14 protein-coding genes are annotated in these 18,659 nt (G+C 70.9%); 11 read left to right on the top strand and 3 right to left on the bottom strand.

What is annotated here, in order from left to right; all coding sequences use genetic code 11:
• Positions 1-17: 17 nt before the first annotated feature.
• Complete coding sequence (locus tag J7E88_RS03145) at positions 18-2,033, bottom strand: SulP family inorganic anion transporter (RefSeq protein ID WP_215176933.1); 2,016 nt, start codon at positions 2,031-2,033, stop codon at positions 18-20.
• Positions 2,034-2,094: 61 nt separating this feature from the next.
• Positions 2,095-2,697: a carbonic anhydrase gene (locus tag J7E88_RS03140; protein ID WP_215176932.1), complete on the bottom strand. Its 603-nt coding sequence runs from the start codon at positions 2,695-2,697 to the stop codon at positions 2,095-2,097.
• Between the two features lie 343 nt (positions 2,698-3,040).
• Here J7E88_RS03140 and J7E88_RS03135 point away from each other — a divergent pair, with 343 nt between their 5' ends.
• Both J7E88_RS03135 and J7E88_RS03130 read left to right on the top strand, forming a co-directional pair.
• Positions 3,041-3,880 carry a response regulator transcription factor gene (locus J7E88_RS03135; protein WP_251022018.1) on the top strand — a complete coding sequence of 280 codons (840 nt, stop codon included), beginning with the start codon at positions 3,041-3,043 and terminating at the stop codon, positions 3,878-3,880.
• Complete coding sequence (locus J7E88_RS03130; protein ID WP_215176931.1) at positions 3,877-5,508, top strand: HAMP domain-containing sensor histidine kinase; 1,632 nt, start codon at positions 3,877-3,879, stop codon at positions 5,506-5,508. The genes J7E88_RS03135 and J7E88_RS03130 overlap by 4 nt, the downstream gene beginning before the upstream one ends.
• A gap of 1,145 nt (positions 5,509-6,653) precedes the next feature.
• Here the strand turns inward: J7E88_RS03130 and J7E88_RS03125 are convergent.
• On the bottom strand, positions 6,654-7,223 hold the full coding sequence (locus J7E88_RS03125) for an adenylosuccinate lyase (protein ID WP_215176930.1): 570 nt from the start codon (positions 7,221-7,223) through the stop codon (positions 6,654-6,656).
• A 316-nt stretch (positions 7,224-7,539) separates the two neighbouring features.
• Here J7E88_RS03125 and J7E88_RS03120 point away from each other — a divergent pair, with 316 nt between their 5' ends.
• From J7E88_RS03120 to pssA, 9 genes are all read left to right on the top strand, one after another.
• Positions 7,540-9,321 (top strand): 3-hydroxyacyl-CoA dehydrogenase family protein, encoded by a 1,782-nt coding sequence (locus J7E88_RS03120; protein ID WP_215176929.1) that lies wholly within the window; start codon positions 7,540-7,542, stop codon positions 9,319-9,321.
• Between the two features lie 97 nt (positions 9,322-9,418).
• A complete protein-coding gene (locus tag J7E88_RS03115) occupies positions 9,419-10,270 on the top strand; it encodes a TetR family transcriptional regulator (RefSeq protein ID WP_215176927.1) in 852 nt (283 codons plus the stop codon).
• Positions 10,271-10,657: 387 nt separating this feature from the next.
• Positions 10,658-11,995: a crotonyl-CoA carboxylase/reductase gene (gene ccrA, locus J7E88_RS03110; RefSeq protein ID WP_215176924.1), complete on the top strand. Its 1,338-nt coding sequence runs from the start codon at positions 10,658-10,660 to the stop codon at positions 11,993-11,995.
• Positions 11,996-12,011: 16 nt separating this feature from the next.
• Positions 12,012-14,024 carry a protein meaA gene (locus tag J7E88_RS03105; protein WP_215176916.1) on the top strand — a complete coding sequence of 671 codons (2,013 nt, stop codon included), beginning with the start codon at positions 12,012-12,014 and terminating at the stop codon, positions 14,022-14,024.
• Complete coding sequence (locus J7E88_RS03100) at positions 14,021-14,995, top strand: CoA ester lyase (protein ID WP_215176914.1); 975 nt, start codon at positions 14,021-14,023, stop codon at positions 14,993-14,995. The genes J7E88_RS03105 and J7E88_RS03100 overlap by 4 nt, the downstream gene beginning before the upstream one ends.
• Positions 14,996-15,000: 5 nt before the next feature.
• Positions 15,001-15,513 carry a MaoC family dehydratase gene (locus J7E88_RS03095; RefSeq protein WP_215176912.1) on the top strand — a complete coding sequence of 171 codons (513 nt, stop codon included), beginning with the start codon at positions 15,001-15,003 and terminating at the stop codon, positions 15,511-15,513.
• 2 nt (positions 15,514-15,515) lie between these two features.
• Positions 15,516-16,721: an acyl-CoA dehydrogenase family protein gene (locus tag J7E88_RS03090; RefSeq protein WP_215176910.1), complete on the top strand. Its 1,206-nt coding sequence runs from the start codon at positions 15,516-15,518 to the stop codon at positions 16,719-16,721.
• Between the two features lie 170 nt (positions 16,722-16,891).
• Entirely contained in the window at positions 16,892-17,548 is a 657-nt protein-coding gene (locus tag J7E88_RS03085; protein ID WP_215176908.1) for a phosphatidylserine decarboxylase, read from the top strand.
• Entirely contained in the window at positions 17,541-18,398 is an 858-nt protein-coding gene (gene pssA / locus J7E88_RS03080) for a CDP-diacylglycerol--serine O-phosphatidyltransferase (protein ID WP_215177443.1), read from the top strand. Before J7E88_RS03085 ends, pssA begins: the two co-directional genes overlap by 8 nt.
• Positions 18,399-18,659: the final 261 nt, after the last annotated feature.

Genomic DNA, 18,659 nt, shown 5'->3' with positions numbered 1-18,659 from the left:
GAGGAGACCCCGCCGGTTCACCGGTGAAGGATGTCGTCCGGGCCGGGAGATTTTGCGGCGTGCCGACCGCTGCGGGCGGCGTTCGAGCGCCTCGGGTCGCGGCGGTGCTGGGACCACTGGGCCGTGCCGGTGTCGTGAAGGGGGGTCTCACTCACGTACGCCTCCTCCCACTCACCGACGTCGAACCGCTCTGTCGCGGCCGCTCCGTCGAACTCCCGGTCGGGCGCGAGCGGTTCGGAGTCGGGACGGGGTGGCGCGGCCACCCGGCCCGCGGCGGACCGGGCCGCGCGGCGGTACGGAAGGTCCGCCCGCTCCTCCCCCGCCGGCGCCGGTCCGGGCACGCCGTTTTCAGGCACCGGCACGGGCACGCCGTTACCAGGCACCGGCACCGGCACGCCGTTTCCGGGCACCGGCCCGCCGGGCTGCGCCGCGGGAGCGTCCTTCGAGCCGCTCGGGAGCAGCAGTTCCACCCGGACCGTTCCGCTCCTGCGCTGCTGGGTCACGAACTCGTCGATCTGGACGCGGCATGCGTGGTCGAGGTGGGTCATGGCCGTCAGGTCGAGCCGGATCCGGGGGCTGCCGGCCGCGGCGACGGCGTCGAGCGCGTCGAGCAGCTGAGGGAGCCTGATGAAGGTGGCGCTGCCGGTCATCGTGAGTTTCGCGGTGTCCCCGTCGCTGCTGTGCCGCACGGTGGTCCGGGACATGCGGAGCACGGCGAGGACGACACCCGCGGCCAGACCGATGAGGACGCCCTCCAGCAGGGCCGTACCGAAGATCGCGAGGGTGGTGACGACCATCACGACCGCCTCTCCCTTGTCCTGCTTCCACAACCGCGGGAACTGGTCCGGCGCGAGGAGCTTCCAGCCGCTGTGCACCAGCACCCCGGCAAGCACCGTGATGGGGATCAGCGCGAGGAGGCCGGGCAGCAGGATGGCGAAGCCCAGCAGCCACAGTCCGTGCAGGGTGCGGGAAAGCCGTGTCCTAGCTCCCGCCTGGACATTGGCCGAACTGCGGGCGACCACGGCCGTCATGGGCAGCGCGCCCAGGGTGCCGCACACCGTGTTGCCCACGCCCTGGGAGAGCAGTTCGGTGTTGTAGCGGGTGCGGGGACCGGAGTGCATACGGTCCACGGCGGCGGCGGTGAACAGACTCTCCGCCGAGGCGATCACCGTGAAGGTGAGCACGGTGGCCAGCACGGCCGGGTCCGCCAGCGACGCGAACTCCGTGGCTCCGGGGAGGTGAACGGAGGCGACCAGGTCGCCCACTCGGAGGGTGTTGATCCGCACCCCGGGAAGCGCGGCCACCGCCATGCCCACGGCGACCGCGACCAGCGGCGCCGGTATCCTGGCCACGGGACCGGGCGCCTTCTTCCAGACGAAGCACAGCGCCACGGTCGCGAGGCCGAGCGCCGTGGCGATCAGGGCGTCGGTGGAACTCAGCGCCGTGTCGACCAGACCGGGCAGGCCCAGCATGTTCTCCACGGGGGTGCCCGGAGCCTTGCTGTCCGCCAGCACGTAGGACTGGCTGATCATGAGGGGCAGACCGATGCCCGCCAGCATGCCCTGGACCACGGCCACGGAGATCGCCTGGAACATCCGGCCGAGCTTGATGAGCGCGAGGGCGATCTGGAGGACTCCTGACGCCAGCACGATGATGCCGAGCGTCGCCGCTCCGTGCGCGGCGATGGCCTCCGCGACCAGCGCGGCGAGCCCGGCCGCGGGCCCGCTCACCTGGAGGGTGCTGCCGCGCATCAGGCCGACGACCAGCCCGCCGACCACACCGGAGATGATGCCGAGTTCGGCGGGTGCGCCCGAGGCGACAGCCACTCCGATGCACAGGGGCAGGGCGACGAGGAAGACGACGAACGACGCCACGATCTCGGTGACGAGTGAGGCTCCGCGCAGTTCTTCGGCGAGGGTGGGGCGCTGGTCCCCGGCGCCGCCGGCGGGGCGTTGCCCAGTGGCGGGACGTGTGGGGAAGGTCCTGCTCGGGGGGCGGGCGTGGCGGGCGCGTTTTCGGGTGGGGGAAGTCATGAGGGGGTCCTTTGGGGGGAGCCGTTCGGTGCGACAGGGGCCGAGCGGGTGGGCGGCGGCGTCAGCGGGCCTCGAACGTCCCGTCGGCCCCGAGCTCCAGCAGCGCACCGGTCTCGACGCGGTAGTACCAGCCGTGCAGGCGGAGGGCGCCCGCGTTCATGAGCCGGCGGGCCGCCGGATACGAGCTCAGCACCGACAACTGGTGCACGATGTTGCGCTGCACGATGTGCTCGAGCCGCTCATCCTTGCCGGTGCCCGGGCCGAGGTACGGGGCGAGCGCGGGCCGCACCAGCGACAGCCACGCCGCCACGCCCGGGAGTTCGGACAGGTCGCTGCCCGAGGCCAGGGCGTCCATCGCCCCGCAGTGTGAGTGGCCGCACACCACCACGTCGCGCACGCCCAGCACGTCGAGCGCGTACTCGATGGTCGCGGCCTCGCCGGAGGGGACGCCCGAGCCGGGCGGGGGCACGATGTTGCCCGCGTTGCGCAGTTCGAAGATCTCGCCCGGCCCGGCACCGGTGATCAGCGCGGGGACGACGCGGGAGTCCGAACAGCTGATGACCATGGCCTCGGGCGACTGGCCGGCCGCCAGGGCGCGCAGAGTGTCGGCGTCCCAGCCCGGATTCCGGTGGAAAGAACGCGCATGGTCGAGAAGGGCCTGCATGGTTGCCTCCTGGGGGTTCGCAGCGGCGCACACCTCGGGGGGCGGCACCTGCGGACTGTGGCAACGACCGTAGGGAGACGGTTGTCAAAGCCAGGCCAGCAGCACGCCAAGGCGCGCACATGATCCGGCCAGTTCTCTGCGGCGACGGGGCGTGTACGCAGAACACGGCCCAGAACGCGGGTCGTCGGGCGTGGGATGAGTCACGATCTTCCCGGCGACCCCCTGTTGTACGGTGCAGATGCCGAACTCGCCCTGCACACAAGGCACTTGACGCGCGCAATTGGACTGCGCGCCCGGCAGGGCCCCGACGTGTCGCCGAGAACGGACGGATGGGAAGACGACCATGCGGGTGTTGCTCATCGAGGACGACGACACCATCGCCGAGCCCCTCGCCGAAGGGCTGGCGCGCTACGGCCTGGCGGTGCAACGTGTCGCCACCGGCACCGAGGCGCTCGGCGCGCCCTACGGGGACATCGTCCTGCTGGATCTCGGCCTGCCCGACATCGACGGTATCGACGTCTGCCGACGCATCCGTCAGGTCTCCGACGTGCCCATCATCATGCTCACCGCACGGGGCGGGGAGGCCGACCGGATCGTCGGTCTGGAGATCGGGGCCGACGACTACCTGGCGAAACCCTTCAGCCTCCGTGAGCTGATCGCCCGGGTCCGGGCGGTCACCCGGCGCACGGCCGTTGCCGCCCACGGCTTCACCGGTCCGCCGGAACCGGCCCGGCCGTCGGTGACCGCCCTGCCGGAGCCTGCGGCCGGCACCCCCGGCACGGACCCGGCGCCCGACGCCCACATCCGGCGGGCGTCCGACGGGGCGGGATCCGCCCGGCCGGGAGGGCTCGTCGTCGACCGGCGCACCCGCCAGGTCCGGCTGGGCTTCGAACAAGTGGCCCTCACGCCCAAGGAGTTCGACCTGCTGGCCCTGCTGGCGGAGGATCCCGGTGCCGTGTACACCCGTCGGCAGATCATCGACCAGGTGTGGGACCCGCACTTCCACGGCCCGACCAGGACGCTGGACGTCCACGTGGCGACCCTGCGGCGCAAGCTCGGTGACGCCCGCTGGATCGAGACCGTGCGCGGTGTCGGCTTCCGGCTGACGGACCAGGTCTCGTTCCCCGCCCAGGCGGGCGACGGGCGGCCGGCGTCGGCCCCGGACCGGGTACCGCGGCCGTGACCCGGCGCCTGCGGCTGAGCTATCTCACCCTCGTCGTGCTGGTGCTGCTCAGCCTGGAAGTACCGCTGGGCATCGTCTACAGCGGCGCGGAGAGGCAGCGGGTGGTGCGGACGGCGGAGGACGAGGCCGAGGCCCTCGCCGCGTACGCCCGGCTCTCGCTCGGCTCCCACCAGACGGCCGCGCTCGCCCGGCGGGTGAACCACTGTGCCGAGCGGATCGACGGAGAGGTGTTCGTCCTCGACCGCGACGGCAGGGTCCGTGCGGCGTCCCGCCCGCTGAGCGACCGCGAGGCCCGCGACATGCTGGGCCGCAGGCACGTGCGCGCCGCACTGGGCGGGCGGGCCGCCACCGAAGTGCGCACCAGCGGCTACGGGCGGGTGGAGGTGCTGGCCGCGGCGGCCCCGGTGACCGCCGGAGCATCGCGTTCCGGTGCCGTGCACCTGACGCTGCCCACGGAGGTGGCCTCCCAGCGGGTGCACCGGGTCTGGGTGACGCTCGCCGTCGCGGGACTGTTCGTCCTGACGGCCTTCGCGGGGCTGGGACTCGCCGTGGCCCGCTGGACCGGCCGCCCCATCATGGAACTGGAGGCCGTGACCGCCCAGCTGGCACGCGGAGACCTCTCCGTCCGGGCCACCCTGGCGACGTCCACGGGCCCGCCCGAGGTCCGCCGGCTGGCCGGCACCTTCAACGACACGGCCGCGCGCCTGGAGCACGTGATGCAGTCGCAGCGGGCGTTCGCGGGCGAGGCGTCCCACCAGCTCAAGACGCCCCTCGCCGCGCTGCGGCTGCGGCTGGACAACCTGGAGCCCGGGATCGCTCCGGTCGCCCGGGCCAACCTGACCGCCGCGATGACCGAGACCGAACGGCTCGCGCGGATGGTCGAGACACTGCTCGCCATGGCCCGTCTCGAGGAGCACGCCACCGTCCGCGAGCCGGTCGACCTCGACCGCTGCGCCCGTGAACGGGCCGCCACGTGGGGCCCGTTGTTCGCCTCTCAGGGATGCCGGCTGATCCTCGCCGGTGAACGCGTCGGCCTTGCGCTCGCCGTACCGGGGGCGGTGGAACAGATTCTGGACAACCTGCTCTCCAACGCGCTGCGGGTCTCCGGGCCCGGGACCGAGGTCCGGCTCGAAACGCGTCAGGTACGCGCGACGCGCCGTCTCCCGCGCGAAGCGCGGTCCTCCTGGGTGGAGTTGCACGTCGTCGACGAGGGCCCGGGGCTGCCACCCGAGCAGCGTGCCCGCGCCTTCGACCGCTTCTGGCGGGCACCGGGAGCCGCCGGGGGCGGCAGCGGCCTGGGACTCGCTCTGGTGCAGCGGCTCGCCGTCGCCGGCGGCGGGCGCGCCACGCTGGAGGAGGCCCCGCGTGGCGGCCTGGACGCGGTGGTCCGTCTTCCCGCGGTTCCGCCACGGCCGTCCGCACCGCCACAGCGTCCGGTGGACGGTCCCCGCGTTCCGTGGACGCCGCGCCGCGTGGCGGACGCGGCGCGGGCCCGACTGCGGCCGCGCACGCGCGGCCGGCTCCGGCGGCCGCCCCACCCTCCCGGCCGGAACGCACACCCGGCCGTGGACCCCTCACAGGAGCCCGCCCCGCGACCGGCCAGACCCTACGGCGTCCGACGTCCCTGACGAACGCGGGCCCCGCGACGAGTGGGTCGCGCCCCGACCCCGTCGCGGACGAGGCCGACGTCACCGACCGTCCGGACGGCCACGGCGACGGCGGCCCCGTTCACCGACCGCAAGGCCGGTCACAGCCCGGGCCGGGACACTCGGCCGCCGCGTCACCGACCGTCAGGACGGTCCAGGACCGGCGCGGGTCGCGGTCTCCGTGGCAGCCCCGCCCGCGCCACCGACCGCAAGGCCGGTCACAGCCCGGGCCGGGACACGCGGCACCGCGGTGTCACCAACCGGTGCCGGGGACGCCGGGACAGACAGCCCCGGCCGCGTCACCGACCGGGGCCCGATCACGAGTGACGTCGCGAAGCCGGCAACGACAGGCAGCCGCGCCACCGACCGCAGGACCCATCACGGCGCGGGCCGGGGACGGCCAGGAACCGGAGGCACCGCCACGTCACCGACCGGCGGAACGGTCGCGGACCGCGCGAGTCGGTCTCCGCGACAGTCGCGGACCAGCCACGGCGACGGCGGCCCCGTTCACCGACCGCAAGGCCGGTCACAGCCCGGGCCGGGACACGCGGCACCGCGGTGTCACCAACCGGTGCCGGGGACGCCGGGACAGACGGCCCCGGCCGCGTCACCGACCGGGGCCCGATCAGCCGGGACGGCCAGGAACCGGAGGCACCGCCACGTCACCGACCGGCGGAACGGTCGCGGACCGCGCGAGTCGGTCTCCGCGACAGTCGCGGACCAGCCACGGCGACGGCGGCCCCGTTCACCGACCGCAAGGCCGGTCACAGCCCGGGCCGGGACACGCGGCACCGCGGTGTCACCAGCCGGTGCCGGGGACGCCGGGACAGACGGCCCCGGCCGCGTCACCGACCGGGGCCCGATCAGCCGGGACGGCCAGGAACCGGAGGCACCGCCACGTCACCGACCGGCGGAACGGTCGCGGACCGCGCGAGTCGGTCTCCGCGACAGTCGCGGACCAGCCACGGCGACGGCGGCCCCGTTCACCGACCGCAAGGCCGGTCACAGACCGGGCCGGGACGGGACGGGACGGAGCCGGCCAGGACTCGCGGCGCAGCCCGCGTCGGCGACCGCGGTCGACGGCCGGCCCCCGGGCATAGCACCCGCCCTTCCGACCGGCCCGTTCGTCACCCGTCCAGGCGGGCCAGCGCCGCGGCCGCCGCAGCCGTCAGGCGCGGATGGGGCAGGGCCGCGCGCACGACCTCGGCCGCGCGTTCGTCGCCGAGCGCGCCCAGGCCCTCCACGCAGGCCAGTGCCACCCGCCAGTGGGGATCCCCGGCCACCAGTCTGCGGCGCAGGACCGTCATCAGTGCCGGCGCGGACTCGGGGGCACGCAGCCTCGTCAGGAGACGGACCGGCAACAGGGCATAGGCGACACGCAGTTCATTGGTGGCAAGCGCCGCCGCCGCGCGGGGGGTTCTGGGGTCGCCCAGCAGGAACAGCGCATGGGCCGCGGAGACGCACCGCTCCGGGTCGCGGTGGTTGAGGAGCAGTACCAGGGATTCGAAGGCCCGGCGGTCACCGGCGCAGCCGAGGCGGAACGCGGCGAGTTCGCGAGCCCACAGGGGGCGTTCGCGTTCGGTGAGGACCGCGGCGAGCTCATCACGGTCGGTGGTGGTCAGCAGCCGTTCGTACGCCGGGCCGCCGCCCGCCTCGCCCCGCAGCCGCGTCGCCAGTGACCGCAACTCCTCGTCCATGGCGGTCAGCGTATCGGCGGGCCGCGGCCGCGATCCAGATCACACCGGCCGAGGGGTGGCGCGCTCGTTACTCGCGAGTTAATCTCATGTGAGCGGGTAACCCCCGCACTCAGCGCGGCCTGGTGACGCAGCCGCCGCTGGGTGGTGACCTCCATGGCGAAGTCCATGGGGAAGTCGGTTCGGCAGTTCTGCCATTCAGTACGACGTGACAAGGGACAGAGTCCGTCGGCCACATGAACACCCGTGCGCCCCATGCCCGTTCGGCGTTCTCCGCGCGCGCTCCTCATCAGTCGTCACTCATCCCTGGAGTCCCCCGATGGACACCCCTCTGCACACCATCGCCGTGGTCGGCCTCGGCACCATGGGCACCGGCATCGCCGAGGTCCTCGCCCGCGCCGGCCGTGAGGTCATCGGCATCGACGTCAGCGACGCCGCCGCCCGCGAGGCGGTCGCGGCGCTCGAGGCCTCCACCGCGCGCGCCGTGGAGCGCGAGCGGATCACCGAGGAGGAGCGCCGCAACACTCTCGCACGCTTCCGCACCTTCTCCGACCTGCAGGCCGCCGCCGATGCGGACCTCGTGATCGAGGTCGTGCCGGAGTCGTACGAGGCCAAGCAGCAGGTCATCCGCGAACTGGACGCCGTCGTCCGCCCGGACGCCCTCATCGCCACGGGCACGAACGCCCTGTCCGTGACCCGCCTGGCCGCCGAGTCCCAGCACCCCGAGCGCGTCCTCGGCCTGCACTTCTTCAACCCGGCCCCGGCGATGAAGCTGGTCGAGGTCGTCTCCTCGGTGCTGACCTCGACGCCGGCCGTCGAGGCCGTCACGGCACTCGCCCGTGAGCTGGGCAAGCAGCCGGTCGCGGTCGGCGACCGGCCGGGCTTCATCGCGGACGGCCTGCTGTTCGGCTACCTCAACCAGGCCGCCGCCATGTACGAGGCCCGGTACGCCTCCCGCGAGGACATCGACGCCGCCATGAAGCTCGGCTGCGGCCTGCCGATGGGCCCGCTCGCGCTGCTCGACCTGATCGGCATCGACACCGCCCGTACCGTGCTGGACGCGATGTACGCCGAGTCGCGCGACCGGCTGCACGCGCCCGCACCCATCCTGGGGCAGCTCAGCGAGGCGGGGCTGACCGGCCGCAAGGCGGGACGCGGTTTCTACACCTACGCCGCCCCCGGCACCTCCGAGGTGGTCGCGGACGCGCTCACCCCGCAGCCGGCGGCCGGGGCCACCGGAGGCCGCGCGGTCTCCTCCGTCGGCGTGGCCGGCTCGGGCACCATGGCGAGCGGCATCGCGGAGGTCTTCGCCAAGGCGGGCTTCGACGTGGTCCTCGCGGCCCGCAGCCTGGAGAAGGCCGAGGTGGCCAAGGCCCGGATCACCAAGTCGCTGGGGCGCTCGGTCGCCAAGGGCCGGATGACCGAGGAGGCCTGCGAGGCGACGCTGGCGCGGATCACGCCCGCCGGTTCGCTGGACGCCTTCGCCGACGTCGACCTGGCCGTCGAGGCCGTCGCCGAGGACCTGGAGATCAAGCAGCAGCTGTTCGCCACCCTGGACAAGGTGTGCAAGCAGGGCGCGGTGCTCGCCACCACGACCTCCTCGCTGCCCGTCGTCGCCTGCGCCCGCGCCACCTCGCGCCCGCAGGACGTCATCGGCATGCACTTCTTCAACCCGGCCCCGGCGATGAAGCTGGTGGAGATCGTGCGGACGGTCCTGACCGCCGACGACGTCCACGCGACCGTCCGCGAGGTCACCACGAAGATCAGGAAGCACCCGGTGGACTGCGGCGACCGTGCCGGATTCATCGTGAACGCACTGCTCTTCCCGTACCTGAACAACGCGATCAAGATGGTCGAGGAGCACTACGCCTCCCTCGACGACATCGACGCGGCGATGAAGCTGGGCGGCGGGTACCCGATGGGCCCGTTCGAGCTGCTCGACGTCGTCGGCCTCGATGTCTCGCTCGCCATCGAGAAGGTCCTGCACCAGGCGTTCCGCGACCCGGGCCTCGCGCCCGCGCCGCTGCTCGAGCACCTGGTGGCCGCGGGATGCCTGGGGCGCAAGACGGGACGCGGTTTCCGCGAATATGCCCGGCGCTGACAGCGACGGCGCCTGGGGCGGGCTCCTCGGTCCGGGGAGCCCGCCCCCGGCGTCCGAGCGCGCCGGGCCCGCCCCGCAGGCGCGCCCGGCTGCACGAATGCAGTACGTTCAGATCATGCCCCAGCCCGCTGATCCCGTCCGCCGGCCCGGCCGCGCCGGCGCCGCGTCCGACGCTCCGGAAAGTGCCGCAGGCTCCCGCGCCGCCGCGCAACGCCTGAAGATGCGCCGCGAACTCGCGGCGGCGGCCATGGAGTTGTTCGCGACCAAGGGATACGAGGCGACGACGGTCGACGAGATCGCCGCGGCGGCCGGAGTGGCGCGGCGGACCTTCTTCCGCCACTTCCGCTCCAAGGAAGAGGCGATCTTCCCGGACCACGACGACACCCTGGTCCGGGCGGAGGCGGTCCTGAACGCGGCCCCGCCCCACGAACACCCGCTCGACACGGTGTGCCGGGGCATCAAGGAGGTCATGCGGATGTACGCGGCCTCCCCGGCCGTGTCCGTCGAGCGCTACCGCCTCACCCGCGAGGTGCCGACGCTGCGGGAGCGCGAGATCGCCTCGGTGGCCCGCTACGAGCGGTTGTTCACCCGCTATCTGCTGGGCCACTTCGACGAGCGGGACCACCACGCCGGCAACGACGACCCGCTACTGGCGGAGGTCGCGGCGTCCGCGGTCGTCACGGCGCACAACCATGTGCTGCGCCGCTGGCTGCGGGCGGGCGGACAAGGCGATGTGGAGGCCCAGCTGGACCACGCGTTCGCCATCGTCCGCGACACCTTCGGCACCGGCATAGGAGCGGGCCGCAAGGCGACGCACGGCCCGGCAGCCACCGAGCCGCCGCCCGCCGCCGTGCGGACCGAGGGCGAGGTGCTGGTGGCCGTGGCGCGTACGGACGCGCCGCTGAGTGAGGTCATGCGGACGATCGAGCAGGCGCTCAACCAGTCCTGACCGCCGCATTCGCCTGTGGCCGATGGCCGCCCGATTCGGGCGGCCATCGGCCGTTTCGCGACCCGTTTCGATCGATCATCGCTCACATGTGTCCAGCGGATTGCATCTGAGGGAAATTCTTGGCACGCAGTGTCTTGTCACCTGGCACGCCGTGCCATACGTTGAAGGTGTCCGGGCGGCCGGCGCGCAGAGACCATTCGTGCGCCGGCTGTCCCCTCAACCCTCCCCGGGTTGTGCGCCCGGACGCCTGCGTCACAGGCACCTTTCGCGCACACCAGCGCTGCCAGCAGCACCATCCGCCGAACCGACGGCACACCTCCACAGCAGCAGAAAACCCCGACGTACCCCTCAGCGTCCCCCTGGGCGCGCTCCGCCGGAGGCAACACCGTGAAGGAAATCCTGGACGCGATCCAGTCGTCGGACAGCACGTCCGCCGACTTCGCCGCACTGAAGCTCCCCGAGTCGTACCGCGCGATCACCGTGCACAAGGACGAGACGGAGATGTTCGCCGGCCTCGAGACCCGGGAGAAGGACCCGCGCAAGTCGATCCACCTGGACGACGTGCCCGTGCCGGAGCTCGGCCCGGGCGAGGCACTGGTGGCCGTGATGGCCTCCTCGGTCAACTACAACTCCGTGTGGACCTCGATCTTCGAGCCGCTGTCCACCTTCGGCTTCCTGGAGCGCTACGGACGGCTTTCGGAGCTCACCAAGCGTCACGACCTCCCGTACCACATCATCGGCTCCGACCTCGCGGGCGTCGTCCTGCGCACGGGCCCCGGCGTGAACGCGTGGAACCCCGGCGACGAGGTCGTCGCGCACTGCCTGTCCGTCGAGCTGGAGTCCTCCGACGGCCACAACGACACGATGCTCGACCCCGAGCAGCGCATCTGGGGCTTCGAGACCAACTTCGGCGGCCTGGCCGAGATCGCGCTCGTCAAGTCCAACCAGCTGATGCCCAAGCCCAAGCACCTCAGCTGGGAGGAGGCGGCGGCCCCGGGCCTCGTCAACTCCACCGCGTACCGCCAGCTCGTCTCCCGCAACGGCGCCGGCATGAAGCAGGGCGACAACGTCCTGATCTGGGGTGCGAGCGGCGGCCTCGGCTCGTACGCCACGCAGTTCGCCCTGGCCGGCGGCGCCAACCCGATCTGTGTCGTCTCCAGCGATCAGAAGGCGGACATCTGCCGCGCGATGGGCGCCGAGGCGATCATCGACCGCAACGCAGAGGGCTACAAGTTCTGGAAGGACGAGCACACCCAGGACCCGAAGGAGTGGAAGCGCTTCGGCAAGCGCATCCGTGAGCTCACCGGCGGCGAGGACATCGACATCGTCTTCGAGCACCCCGGCCGCGAGACCTTCGGCGCGTCCGTCTACGTCACCCGCAAGGGCGGCACCATCACCACCTGCGCCTCGACCTCGGGCTACATGCACGAGTACGACAACCGCTACCTGTGGATGTCGCTGAAGCGGATCATCGGCTCGCACTTCGCCAACTACCGCGAGGCGTGGGAGGCCAACCGCCTGATCGCCAAGGGCAAGATCCACCCGACGCTGTCGAAGACGTACGCACTCGAGGACACCGGCCAGGCCGCGTACGACGTGCACCGCAACCTCCACCAGGGCAAGGTGGGCGTCCTCGCGCTCGCCCCGCAGGAGGGTCTGGGCGTCAAGGACCCGGAGATGCGCGAGAAGCACATCGACGCCATCAACCGCTTCCGTAACGTCTGAGGGGCCGGGTTCCCAGATGACTGAGCGCAAGAAGGACCGGCCCTGGCTCATGCGGACGTACGCCGGTCACTCGACCGCCGAGGCGTCCAACGAGCTGTACCGGCGCAATCTCGCCAAGGGCCAGACGGGACTGTCGGTCGCCTTCGACCTGCCGACACAGACCGGGTACGACCCCGACCACATCCTCGCCCGCGGCGAGGTCGGCCGGGTCGGTGTGCCGGTCTCCCATCTGGGCGACATGCGCAGGCTGTTCCAGGACATCCCCCTGGAGCAGATGAACACCTCGATGACCATCAACGCCACCGCCATGTGGCTGCTGGCGCTGTACCAGGTGGTCGCCGAGGAGCAGGGTGCCGACATCACCAGGCTCCAGGGCACGACCCAGAACGACATCGTCAAGGAGTACCTGTCGCGCGGGACGCATGTCTTCCCGCCCGGTCCTTCGCTGCGCCTGACCACCGACATGATCACGTACACGGTGGCCAACATCCCCAAGTGGAACCCGATCAACATCTGCAGCTACCACCTGCAGGAGGCCGGGGCCACGCCCGTGCAGGAGATCGCGTACGCGATGTCCACCGCGATCGCCGTCCTCGACGCCGTCCGCGACTCGGGCCAGGTGCCGGCCGAGAAGTTCGGTGACGTGGTCGCCCGGATCTCATTCTTCGTGAACGCGGGCGTCCGCTTCATCGAGGAGATGTGCAAGATGCGCGCCTTCGGCCGCATCTGGGACAAGATCACCCGCGAGCGGTACGGCATCGAGAACGAGAAGCAGCGCCGCTTCCGCTACGGCGTCCAGGTCAACTCCCTCGGCCTGACCGAGGCACAGCCGGAGAACAACGTCCAGCGCATCGTGCTGGAGATGCTGGCCGTGACCCTGTCCAAGGACGCCCGGGCACGTGCCGTGCAGCTGCCCGCCTGGAACGAGGCGCTGGGGCTGCCCCGGCCGTGGGACCAGCAGTGGTCGCTGCGTATCCAGCAGGTGCTGGCGCACGAGTCGGACCTGCTGGAGTACGAGGACATCTTCGCCGGCTCGCACGTCATCGAGGCCAAGGTCGAGTCCCTGGTCGCCGAGTGCCTGGCGGAGATCGACCGGATCCAGGAGATGGGCGGCGCGATGGCGGCCGTCGAGTCCGGCTACCTGAAGTCGCAGCTGGTGTCCTCGCACGCCGAGCGGCGGGCGCGGATCGAGGCGGGCGACGAGAAGATCATCGGCGTCAACATCTTCGAGACGACCGAGGAGAACCCGCTGACCGCCGATCTCGACACGGCGATCATGACGGTCGACCCGGCGAACGAGGCGCGGGTCGTCGCCAAGCTGCACGAATGGCGTGCGGGCCGCGACGAGCCCCGTGCCGCCGAGGCCCTCGCGGCGCTGAAGAAGGCCGCTGCGGGCACCGAGAACCTGATGGCGGCCACCGTCGAGTGTGCGCGTGCGGGCGTCACCACCGGCGAGTGGGCCTGGGCGCTGCGTGACGTCTTCGGCGAGTTCCGTGCGCCGACAGGCGTCAGCAGCGCCCCGGTGGCGGTCACCGCCGAGGCGGGCACGCCGCTCGCCGTCGTACGTGAGAAGGTGGCCCGCACCGCGGAGGAACTGGGGGCGGGGCGGCTGCGGCTGCTCGTCGGCAAGCCGGGGCTCGACGGCCACTCCAACGGCGCCGAGCAGATCGCCGTACGGGCCCGCGACGCCGGGTTCGAGGTGGTCTACCAGGGCATCCGGCTCACTCCGGAGCAGATCGTCTCCGCCGCCCTCGCGGAGGACGTGCACTGCGTGGGCCTGTCCATCCTGTCCGGCTCGCACGCCGAGCTGGTGCCGGACGTGCTGACGCGGCTGCGCGAGGCGGGTGCCGCCGACATCCCGGTGATCGTGGGTGGCATCATCCCGAACGCCGACGCCACCGAACTGAAGGCGGCGGGAGTGGCCGCCGTCTTCACACCGAAGGACTTCGGTATCACGGAGATCATCGGCCGTATCGTCGACGAGATCCGCAACGCGAACAAGCTCGACCCTCTGGAGGTCCCCGCATGAGCACGCCAGTGCACCCGGTCAACCGTCTGCGTCCGCGCCGTTCCTGCCTGGCCGTGCCCGGCTCGAACCCGCGCTTCCTGGAGAAGGCCCAGGGGCTGCCGGCCGACCAGGTCTTCCTGGACCTCGAGGACGCCTGTGCGCCGCTCGCGAAGCCGGAGGCCCGGCACACCATCGTGAAGTTCCTCAACGAGGGTGACTGGACGGGCAAGACGCGGGTCGTGCGCGTCAACGACTGGACCACCGAGTGGACCTACCGCGACGTCGTCACCGTCGTCGAGGGCGCCGGCCAGAACCTCGACTGCATCATGCTGCCGAAGGTGCAGAGCGCCGAGCAGATCGTGGCGCTCGACCTGCTGCTCACCCAGATCGAGAAGACCATGGGCTTCGAGCTGGGCAAGATCGGCATCGAGGCGCAGATCGAGAACGCGCAGGGCCTCAACAACGTCAACGCCATCGCGCAGGCGTCCCCGCGTGTGGAGACGATCATCTTCGGCCCGGCCGACTTCATGGCCTCCATCAACATGAAGTCGCTGGTCGTCGGCGAGCAGCCGCCCGGTTACCCGGCCGACGCCTACCACTACATCCTGATGAAGATCCTGATGGCCGCCCGCGCCAACAACCTCCAGGCGATCGACGGCCCCTACCTCCAGATCCGCAACATCGACGGCTACCGCGCGGTCGCCCAGCGCGCCGCCGCCCTCGGCTTCGACGGCAAGTGGGTGCTGCACCCGGGCCAGGTCGACGCGTCCAACGAGATCTTCTCGCCCTCCCAGGAGGACTACGACCACGCCGAGCTGATCCTGGACGCGTACGACTACTACACGTCCGAGGCGGGCGGCAAGAAGGGCTCGGCGATGCTCGGCGACGAGATGATCGACGAGGCCAGCCGCAAGATGGCGCTGGTCATCTCCGGCAAGGGACGCGCCGCCGGCATGCAGCGCACCAGCAAGTTCGAGATCCCGGAGGCCTGAGCATCATGCAGTTCGGACGCACCTACGAGGAGTTCGAGGTCGGGGCCGTCTACAAGCACTGGCCCGGGAAGACGGTCACCGAGTACGACGACCACCTCTTCTGTCTCCTGACGATGAATCACCACCCCCTCCACATGGACGTCAACTATGCGGAGAACACAACGGACTTCGGCAAGAACGTTGTGGTGGGCAACTACATCTACTCGCTGCTGCTCGGCATGTCCGTGCCGGACGTCTCCGGCAAGGCGATCGCCAACCTGGAGATCGAGTCGCTGCGGCACGTGGCCCCGACCTTCCACGGCGACACCATCTACGGCGAGACCACGGTCCTCGACAAGACGCCGTCGAAGTCGAAGAACGACCGCGGCATCGTCTACGTGGAGACCAAGGGCTACAAGCAGGACGGCACCCTCGTCTGCGTCTTCCGGCGCAAGGTGATGGTCCCGACCGAGACGTACATCAAGGAGCGCGGCGGCGAGCAGCCCGGCCGCCCCGAACTCAAGTCGCAGGAGAAGTAGTCATGGCGCGACTCGCCCAGACCGCAGGTCTGACCGACGTCCAGCAGGAGATCCTGTCCACCGTCCGGGACTTTGTCGACAAGGAGATCATTCCTGTCGCGACCGAGCTGGAGCACAAGGACGAGTACCCCCAGGAGATCGTCGACGGTCTGAAGGAGCTCGGCCTGTTCGGCCTGATGATCCCGGAGGAGTACGGCGGCCTGGGTGAGTCCCTTCTCACGTACGCGCTGTGCGTGGAGGAGATCGCCCGTGGCTGGATGTCCGTCTCGGGCATCATCAACACCCACTTCATCGTCGCGTACATGCTCAAGCAGCACGGCACGCAGGAGCAGAAGGACACCTTCCTGCCGCGCATGGCGCTCGGCGAGGTGCGCGGCGCGTTCTCGATGTCGGAGCCGGGTCTCGGCTCGGACGTGTCGGCGATCACGTCCAAGGGTGTGAAGGACGGCGACGAGTACGTCCTCAACGGCCAGAAGATGTGGCTGACGAACGGCGGGACGTCCACTCTGGTGGCCGTTCTGTGCCGCAGTGACGAAGGACACCCTGAGGGCACGGCCCCGCACAAGTCGATGACGACCTTCCTGGTCGAGAAGGAGCCGGGCTTCGGCGAGGTCCGTCCGGGCCTGACCATCCCCGGCAAGATCGACAAGATGGGCTACAAGGGCGTCGACACGACCGAGCTCATCATGGACGGACTTCGCATTCCGGCCAATCGGGTACTCGGCGGCACCACCGGCCGAGGGTTTTACCAAATGATGGACGGCGTCGAGGTCGGCCGTGTGAACGTCGCGGCACGTGGCTGCGGTGTCGCACAGCGCGCCTTCGAACTGGGCGTCTCCTACGCCCAGCAGCGCCACACCTTCGGCAAGCCGATCGCCTCCCACCAGGCGATCCAGTTCAAGCTGGCCGAGATGGCTACCAAGGTCGAGGCCGCGCATGCCATGATGGTGAACGCGGCACGCAAAAAGGACTCCGGGGAACGAAACGACCTGGAGGCAGGGATGGCGAAGTACCTCGCCTCCGAGTACTGCAAGGAAGTCGTCGAGGACGCCTTCCGTATCCACGGCGGCTACGGCTTCTCCAAGGAGTACGAGATCGAGCGCCTCTACCGCGAGGCTCCGATGCTGCTGATCGGTGAAGGTACCGCCGAAATCCAGAAAATGATCATTGGACGTCGGCTGCTCGAGGAGTACCGGTTCCAGGGTTGATTGCCGCTTATGAGTCGGTTCGGCCGCGAAGAAGATCACACCCTGTCATCATCTTCCGGCCGCCGACTCGTCTGCTGGCTTTCCCAGTTGCGGTCCGCACCCGATAACATCGGCCGGAAAGCCGCCGTCCCCCGTTGCCAGCGCGGCATCATCCGCTACGAAGGTCATCCATGCCCCACAGCCAAACCTCTGCACCACGCGACGGCTTCCTCAAGGGACGCCTTGCTCGCGGAGCATCGCCGTGGCTTCTGCCGACCGTCGCCACCGCTGCACTCAGCCTGGCCCGTGCCCGCCGCTCGCGGCGGGCCGCGGCCATTGCCGTGCCCGCCACCGCGCTCGCGGCGGGCATGCTGTGGTTCTTCCGCGACCCCGAGCGCGAGATCGCGTCGGGGCGGGTCATCTCGCCCGCCGACGGAGTGGTGCAGAGCATCATGCCGTGGAAGGACGGGCGCACTCGTGTCGCGATCTTCATGAGCCCGCTCAATGTCCACGTCAACCGCGCCCCGCTCGCGGGCACGGTGACCTCGGTCGAGCACATCCCCGGCGGCTTTGTCCCCGCGTTCAACAAGGAGAGCGAGAACAACGAGCGCGTTGTCTGGCACTTCGACACCGAACTCGGCGACATCGAGATGGTGCAGATCGCCGGCGCGGTCGCTCGGCGCATCGTCCCGTACGTCCCGCAGGGCACCAAGGTCGAGCAGGGTGAGCGCATCGGTCTGATCCGCTTCGGTTCGCGCGTCGACATCTACCTCCCCGAAGGTGTCGAGGTCGCTGTCGAGGTGGGCCAGACCACGACTGCGGGGGTGACTCGCATTGACCGTGATTGATCCCGACACACAGGCGAACTGGGTGGCGGAGGCCGAGGAAGAGGACGACGCGGAGGAGATGCCGCTTTCTCTGCGGCTGTCGATAGCGGACACCCTCACGCTCGGTAACGCGACGTGCGGATTCATGGCGGTGTACTTCACCACCACCGGAATCCTCATCCCGCACCTCCAGGGCAGCCAGGAGACCGGCATGGCGCGGCACAGCGCCGCGACCGCCGTGATCCTGATGCTGCTCGCGGCGATCTTCGACCTCTGCGACGGGCTCGTGGCCCGCAAGCTGCGGTCGTCGCCGATGGGCGCCGAGCTGGACAACCTCTCGGATCTGATCAGCTTCGGTCTCGCGCCCGCGTACTTCGTGCTGGTCTACGGCATGGTCGCGAACGACGCCCATCAGCGGGTCTCGGCGGTCGCCGCGATCGTGGTACTGCTGGCGGTGGTGCTGCGGCTTGCGAGATTCTCGTGCGTGACCATGAAGGACGGCATGTTCCAGGGCATGCCGAGCCCCTTCGGAGCGCTCACGGTCGTCTCGATCGTGCTGCTGGAGCTGCTGTTCATCCCGACGCTGCTGGCGATCATCGGCACGGCGTGGCTCATGGTGAGCCGGGTCGAGTACCCCAAGCCGCGAGGTGTCCTCGCGGTGGCGATGCTCGGCTGGATCGTGGCGGCGATGGGCATGCTGGCGGCGTGGGCCTTCGACGCGCCGGGCGGCCAGGTGATGCTCCAGATGGGCTGTGCCCTGCAGATCGTGATGGCGGCGACGATCCCCCTCTTCGCCACCGCCCGTCGTGTGAACACCTTCCGCGACAACCGCCGCGCGAGCCGCGAGGCACGGACGGCGCAGGTGCCGTAGCGCGCCGGAGGCGCGCATGTCGTGAACGCCGAGGGCCCCGGATGCGAAGGCATCCGGGGCCCTCGGCGCGTCTGCGGGGCTGCCCCTGGGGTGACCGGGCGTTCCGTGGGCCGATGGTGCCACCGGCGGCGTGCCGGGGCGTCCCGAGGCACGCGCCCGGTGGTCGCAGCGCTGCGGCCCGTCACGGGGATGCCTCAGCGGATGGTGCGGCCAGGGGACGAACCCGGGGGCCGGGGCGTCCCGAGGCACCCGCACGCTGCG

The sequence above is a fragment of the Streptomyces sp. ISL-10 genome, from assembly GCF_018614575.1.
Lineage (GTDB): Bacteria > Actinomycetota > Actinomycetes > Streptomycetales > Streptomycetaceae > Streptomyces.
Note: the sequence above shows the minus strand (reverse complement) of the source record. Positions and strands in the feature narration are given on the sequence as shown.

Bases quoted from the DNA above. Each gene is read 5' to 3' on its own strand.
- J7E88_RS03140 (WP_215176932.1), bottom strand. From the start codon at position 2,697: ATGCAGGCCCTTCTCGACCATGCGCGTTCTTTCCACCGGAATCCGGGC.
- J7E88_RS03145 (WP_215176933.1), bottom strand. From the start codon at position 2,033: ATGACTTCCCCCACCCGAAAACGCGCCCGCCACGCCCGCCCCCCGAGC.
- J7E88_RS03120 (WP_215176929.1), top strand. From the start codon at position 7,540: ATGGACACCCCTCTGCACACCATCGCCGTGGTCGGCCTCGGCACCATG.
- J7E88_RS03105 (WP_215176916.1), top strand. From the start codon at position 12,012: ATGACTGAGCGCAAGAAGGACCGGCCCTGGCTCATGCGGACGTACGCC.
- J7E88_RS03125 (WP_215176930.1), bottom strand. From the start codon at position 7,223: ATGGACGAGGAGTTGCGGTCACTGGCGACGCGGCTGCGGGGCGAGGCG.
- J7E88_RS03095 (WP_215176912.1), top strand. From the start codon at position 15,001: ATGCAGTTCGGACGCACCTACGAGGAGTTCGAGGTCGGGGCCGTCTAC.
- J7E88_RS03135 (WP_251022018.1), top strand. From the start codon at position 3,041: ATGCGGGTGTTGCTCATCGAGGACGACGACACCATCGCCGAGCCCCTC.
- J7E88_RS03085 (WP_215176908.1), top strand. From the start codon at position 16,892: ATGCCCCACAGCCAAACCTCTGCACCACGCGACGGCTTCCTCAAGGGA.
- J7E88_RS03100 (WP_215176914.1), top strand. From the start codon at position 14,021: ATGAGCACGCCAGTGCACCCGGTCAACCGTCTGCGTCCGCGCCGTTCC.
- J7E88_RS03090 (WP_215176910.1), top strand. From the start codon at position 15,516: ATGGCGCGACTCGCCCAGACCGCAGGTCTGACCGACGTCCAGCAGGAG.
- J7E88_RS03115 (WP_215176927.1), top strand. From the start codon at position 9,419: ATGCAGTACGTTCAGATCATGCCCCAGCCCGCTGATCCCGTCCGCCGG.